The organism is Streptomyces sp. NPDC037242 (assembly GCF_055604165.1).
Genome location: NZ_JBVJUY010000001.1, coordinates 314,466 through 320,806 on the forward strand (window position 1 = coordinate 314,466; position 6,341 = coordinate 320,806).

Annotated in this window: 1 protein-coding gene; it reads left to right on the forward strand. The window is 77.7% G+C overall.

Features of this window, described 5'->3' with window-relative positions; translation table 11 throughout:
- Positions 1 to 5 precede the first annotated feature (5 nt).
- Positions 6 to 6,341, forward strand: a 6,336-nt coding sequence (locus tag ACZ7GJ_RS01295) for an eCIS core domain-containing protein (protein ID WP_470748210.1), incomplete at its 3' end; no start/stop codon positions are given.

The window sequence follows — 6,341 nt, forward strand, 5'->3', positions numbered from 1 at the left end:
GCGTGATGCGCGACCGGAGCGGGGGCGGGCGCGGCCACGGGGGTCCGTCCCCCGACTCCGCCGCGGCGGCGGGCACGACGCCGGCCCCGCTCGCGCTGGACCGCCCCGAGGCGCTGACCCCGGAGGACCTGCTGGGCCTCCAGCAGACGGTCGGCAACTCCGCGGTGACCGCGCTGCTCGCGCGCCGCCAGGAGGTGCAGACGGCCGAGGACTCGGCCCGGACGGTACGCGATGTCACCGCGTCGGAGGGCAGCCCGCTGGCGGAGCCGGTACGGGAGGAGATGGAGGCCCGGCTGGGCCACGACTTCTCGGACGTACGGGTGCACACGGACACGGCGGCGGACGAGTCGGCCCGCGCGATGGGCGCCCGCGCGTATACCTCGGGCAGTCATCTCGTGTTCCAGGAAGGCGCGTTCGACCCGGGGTCCACGGATGGTGCGACGACCCTGGCCCACGAGCTCACGCACGTCGTCCAGCAGCGCAGCGGCCCGGTGGAGGGCACCCCGACGGCGGGCGGCCTGCAACTGAGCGACCCGGACGACCACCACGAACGGGAGGCGGTCGCGGCGGCGGACAAGGCCGTCTCCGGCAGGCCGGCGGGGCCTGTGGCGGGTGGGCCCGCCGCGGGTTCGGCCGGTGCGCCGGCTGATGCGGCGCGGGGCGCGGATGGTGTGAGCGGGTCGGGGTTGTCCGGCGGAGGGTACGCGGGGCCGGCGGCGCGCGAGCCCGCCGGGGGTTCGGCCGGTGCGCACGCTGCGGAGTCGGCGCGGGGCGCGGATGGTGTGAGCGGGTCGGAGCCTGCGGGCCGCGGGTACGTGGGGCAGGCGGCGCGTGTGGCCGGTGCGGGGGCGGCTGCTGCGGGGGTGGTCAGTGGGCCGGCGGCGGGGGAGTCGGCGCGGGGTGCCGACGGGAGCGGGCCGGGGCAGGCCGCCCATGGCGGGGCGGGACCGGCGGCGCGCGAGTCCGCGCCCGGCGTGGTTCCGCAGTCGGCGGTCGCCGACGCCGCTCCGGGGCACGGGACTGCGGCTGGGGCCGGGGGTTCCGCCGGGGCGGGCGGCGGTGGTGCGGCCGCAGGCGGCGTAGCGCACGCCTCCGCACCCGCAGGCGGCGTAGCGCACGCCTCCGCACCCGCAGGCGGCGTAGCGCACGCCTCCGCACCCGCAGGCGGCGTACCGCACGCCCCCGCACCCGCAGGCGGCGTAGCGCATGGTGTGGCTCCCGCGAGCGGGGCGCGGCCCGGTTCAGCGGGGCCCGGGCGTGCCGCACCGGCCGCACCCGCAGGCGGCGCACCGCACGCCCCTGGATCCGCAGGCGGAGTACCGCACGCCCCTGGCGGCGTACCGCAGGGTGCGGCTCCCGCGAGCGGGGCGCGGCCCGGGTCAGCAGGGGCCGGTGGGTCCGCCGCCCGCGCGGGCGGCGGGGATCCGCTCGGGCAGTGGACCAGTGCCGTGTCGGCCGCAGCAGGAGGCATCGCCGCGCCGCGGCTGGAGCCCGGGGCGGCCGCAGCCGCGCTGACCGGGCAGGCGGCATCGCTCGACGCGGAGCGGCAGGCCGCCCGGCCGGACTACGCCGCGCAGGCGCAGGCCCGCGTCGCTCCGCCGCCCGCGGAGCCCGAACGGCAGGCGACCCTCGACACCCACGTCCCGGAGGACGTGGTGCGCGGGGTCCGGGAGCAGGGGGCGACCCGGCTGCGGGACCAGACGTTCCCCGGGATGACCCCCATGCCGGCCTTCGGAGGCGGCAGCGGCGGCGGCCCCGGGCCCGCCCCCGGCGCCGCCGCCGGGCCGACGGCCGTACCGCCGCAGCCCATGCCCACCGAACGGCCCCCGGGCGGCCCGGTCGAGCCGGGCGCGGTGCCCGCCGATCCCCGCGCGGACCGGGTGTCCGGCGAGGTGGCGGCCGCGACCCCGCCCACCGCCGGCGCGGGAGCGGGCCAGGCGGTGACCCTGCACGACCCGGGCGCGGCCTCCCTCGAACCCCCACCGGCGGCCCGGGCCGAACAGATCGGCGCCGTGGTCGCCGAGGTCAGGTCCCGTACGGCCCAGTACGTCCAGGAGTTCGCCGACGCGGCCAAGAGCCGGCTCGACCCCCGGGGGTCGGTGTCCGCACTGACCCCCCTCGTGGACGCGCTCAAGGCCGACCAGGAGCAGTCGATCACCGCCGAGCTCGACGGAGTCGTCTCCGCGGCCGGACTGGCCGCCGGCACGCTCGCCGGCGGGGTGGCCACCCACGAGGCGGCCGTGACCCAGCAGGCGCAGAGTTCCGCGGCGGCCCTGGAGTCCGCGTCCACCGCGGAGACCGCCCGGCTCCAGCAGGCCGGGGCCGAACAGGCCGCGCTGATCGACGGAGCCCGGCAGGCGGCCGACGCCGGGGTCGACCAGCGGGCCCGGGCCGCCGAGGGCGCACCGGACGAGGCGGCCATCGAGCGCAGCCGCGACGGCTACCTCGGCGCCGTCGACTCCGCCCTGTCGGCGGGGGCGGCCGCCTACCAGTCCGCGGGCCGCGCCCGGGAGGCCGAACTGGACCGGGTGGCCCAGCAGCAGAAGACCGCCTACCAGCAGCAGGCGCGGACCGCGGCCGACCGCATCCGCCGGGACTACGCCCGAGACGGCCGGCCCGGCCACGGAGAGGACGAGGCCCGGGTCGAGGGCCGCCGGGCACTGGACTGGGCGGCGCGGCAGGCCGAACAGGTCGACGTCACCCTCGACCACCTCAAGCGCGACAACACCGCCGAGGTGGAACGGCTGACCACCACCCTCCGGGGCTCCCGTGACGGCGCGCGCGAACGGATCCGCGAATGGGCGGCGAACCAGTCCGGCACCCAGCGCAGTTGGTGGGACCGGCTGTTGGACGGCTTCCGGGACTGGGGCGAGCAGGCCAAGACCGACACGGCGGCCTGGCAGCGCCAGGTCGACGCCCAGAACCGGGACGCCATCGCCGGGGACTTCGCCCTGCTGACCCGGCTGCGCGACGCCCAGCAGACCCAGGGCCAGGCGGCGGTCGAGGCGGAACTGGCCCGGCTCTCCGGCGAACAGCGGGCCATCGCCCTAGCGTTCCTGAACTCCGGCGGCGGCAACCCCATCACGGCCGTGGCCCGGCTGCTCGTCGACCGGCTGAAGAACACCCGTACTCCGGAGATGGCCAGGACCCTTGAGGAGCGGGCGATCGCCACCCTGGACTGGGAGAACCTCGGGCTGCTCGGGGCCGCGCAGACCCCCGGGTTCAACCCCCGCGCGGTGGCCCACCAGATCAACGACTCGGTACGCGGCATGGGGACCGACAGGACCAGGCTGTTCGCGGCGCTCCAGGGCCGCACCCCGATCCAGATCGCCGCCATCCGCAAGGCCTACCCGGTGGTGACCAACGGCGGGGACCTGGACGAGGACCTGCGGGGCGACCTCGACGACGAGTCCGAGGACACCATCGCCCAGGCCGAAGCGCTGCTCGCGGGCGATCAGGTGGGCGGCGCCGTCGCGGCGCTGCACGGCGCCGTCGAGGGCCTCGGCACGGACACCGAGGTCATCATGCAGACGCTGCGCGGGAAGTCGCAGCTGGAGCGCGAGGCCATCATGCGCGCCTACCGCGAGCGGTACGGCGTGGACCTCCAGGCGGACCTGGAGGGGGACCTCGGCGGCAACGAGGCGGGCCAGGCGCAGGCGCTGCTGACCGGCGACACCGAGGCCGCCGACGCCTACGCCCTCGCCGAGGCGGTCCAGGGCATGGGCACCGACGAGGCCGCACTGCACGCCACGTACGACCGGATCCGCGCCGAGGTCGAGGCCCGGGCGGCCCGGGAGGGCATGTCCACGGCCGAGGTGGAGGCCGAGATCCGGCGCCGCAACAACCTGGTCGCCGAGCGGTACGGAGCCCAGACCGGCGGCGGGGCCGGCGCCCTGGAGGCCGATCTGCGCGACGACCTGGAGGGCGCCGAGCTGAACATGGCGCTGGCCGAACAGGCGGGCGACCGGACGGCGATGGACGCGGCCGCCATCCAGCAGGAGCACGAGTCCATGTACACGGACGACGACCGCGTCAACAGCGTGCTGCGCCGCCAGCACGAGCGCGCCGCGGCGGAGGTCAACCGGGACACCCAGGTCAGGATCCGCGAGGTGATGCGGGACCCGTCGCTCACCCCCGAGCAGCGCAGGGCCGCCGCCGAACGCATCCGCGGCGAGGCCGAGGGCGAGATCGAAGCCCGGGCACAGCGCAACATGGCCGCGCTGGAGAGCCGTTACGACGCCTCCTCGGGCGGCGGCACCGGTTCCTTCGACGTGCTGATGGCCTGGGAGCTGTCCGGCTACGCCCAGGAGCAGGCACGGGACCTGATCGCCCAGGGCGGACGGCTGACCGACGCCCAGGAACTGCACTACGCGGTGGCCGGCGAAGGCACCGACGAGGAGGCCGTCCGCCGGACCCTGCGGGGCAAGTCCCGCGAGGAGATCGCACGGATCTCCGCGGACTACGAGCGGCTCACGGGCCGGCCGCTGCTGGACGACCTGGAGGGTGATCTCGGCGGCCGCGACTGGGCCGACACCCAGGCGATGCTCGAAGGCACCAGCACACCCGAGGAGATGGCCGCGTACCTGCGGGCGCGCCGCGAGTGGGAGCTCGGGGACGGTACCGGTGTGCTCGGCGCGCTCTTCGCCGGGGACGAGGCGCAGGTGCTGGGCGATACGGCGGACGAGGCGCAGGGCGCGTACGAGGAGTACCGCCGGCTGGTGGGGCAGTTCGGAGCGGACGATCCGCGGACGCAGGCGGCGTTGGAACGGTTCAGGCGGTGGGCCGGGTACGGCGACGAGGAGATCGACGCCCACCGGGCGGCGGTCGACAGTGCCACCGATACGGCGGCGACGGTGGCGGCGACGGTGGTGGGCATCGTCGTGTCCGTCGCCACGGCGGGCACCGCGGCGCCGGCGGTCGTCGCCCTGTACGGGGCGCTGGCCAGCGGGGTGGCCACGATCGCCGTGCACGCGCTGGGCCGGGGCGGTGCGTACGGTCTGGAGGAGTTCGGCGCCGACCTCGGGCAGGCCCTCGTGGGTGCGGGCGTGGCGGTGGCCACGGCCGGCATGGGCGAGGCGGCCATCAGGGCGATCAAGGCGGCGGCGACTTCCCCTCTGGCGGTGGCCCTGGTGCAGGCGGCGGAGAGCGGCGCGCTGGGCCGGATCCTGGAGAAGGGGGCGGAGGGGGCGATCGAGGGCGCGCTGGGCGGGCTCCCCGGGGGCATGGCCTCGGCCATGATGAACGAGGCCACCTGGAAGGGCGGCGACCCGCTGGAGGCCATCCTGCGGGCGGGCATGAGCGGCACCGCCACGGGGGCGGGCATGGGCTTCGCCATGGGTGCCGTGATGCACGCGGCGAAGGAGGGCTACGGCGCGCTCCGCCCCGCGCCGGGCCCGGGCGGCGCCCCCGCCCCGGCGGGCCCGGCCGACGCGTCCCCCGCCCAGGCCGCCGACCCGGCGACGACCCCCGTAGACCCGTCGGCCGCGCCTGGCCGTCCGGCCGCGGACCCGGTGGTGGCCCCGGCGGACGTGCCTCCGGCGCCGGGGGCGCAGGTTGCGGACCCGGTGGTGGCCTCGGCGGACGTGCCTCCGGCGCCCGGTGCCCGGGCCACGGATCCTGTCGTGGCTCCGGCGGACGTGCCTCCGGCTCGGGGCGCGCAGGTTTCTGATCCGGTGGTGGGTCCGGTGGAGGTGGTCCCGGCCCCGGGCACTGCGGCCACGGATCCGGCGGCGGCTCCGGCGGAGGTGCGTCAGGCTCCTGAGGCTCAGGCCTCGGAGCCTGTGGGGGCCCCGGCGCAGGCTCCGGGCACTGCGGCCACGGATCCGGTGGTGGCTCCCGCGGAGGTACCTCCCGCTCCGGGGGGCCGGGTCACGGATCCGGCGGCGGCTCCGGTCGACGCGGCCCCCGGAGGCGTGCCGGCGGAGGGCGCGCCGCTCGGCGAGCGGCTGGACCTGGGCGGGGCGCCGGCCAACGACAACGCCATGGGCATACCGGCCAACGACAACGCGGGATTCCCGCCCGAGGCCGGGCAGATGACCGCGGACGGGATGCTGCCCCCGGGCGAGGGGCCCCGGCCGCCGGAGCTGAGGGCGCTGGAGGGCGGCGCGGGGACCACGACGGCGGACCGTCCGGTGGGCAGCGGCACCGAACGCACCCCGCCGGGCGACACCGCCCACACGGGCACGGGCACGGACCCCGCGGTCCGCGACACGGGTGGCCCCCTCACCCCGGACTCCGGACCCCGGGTCGGTACGGACGTGGCCCCGGTCGGTACCGACGTGGCCCCCGCCGGGACGGAGGTCGCGCCGGTCGGTGCGGAGGTCGCCCCCGTCGGTACGGAG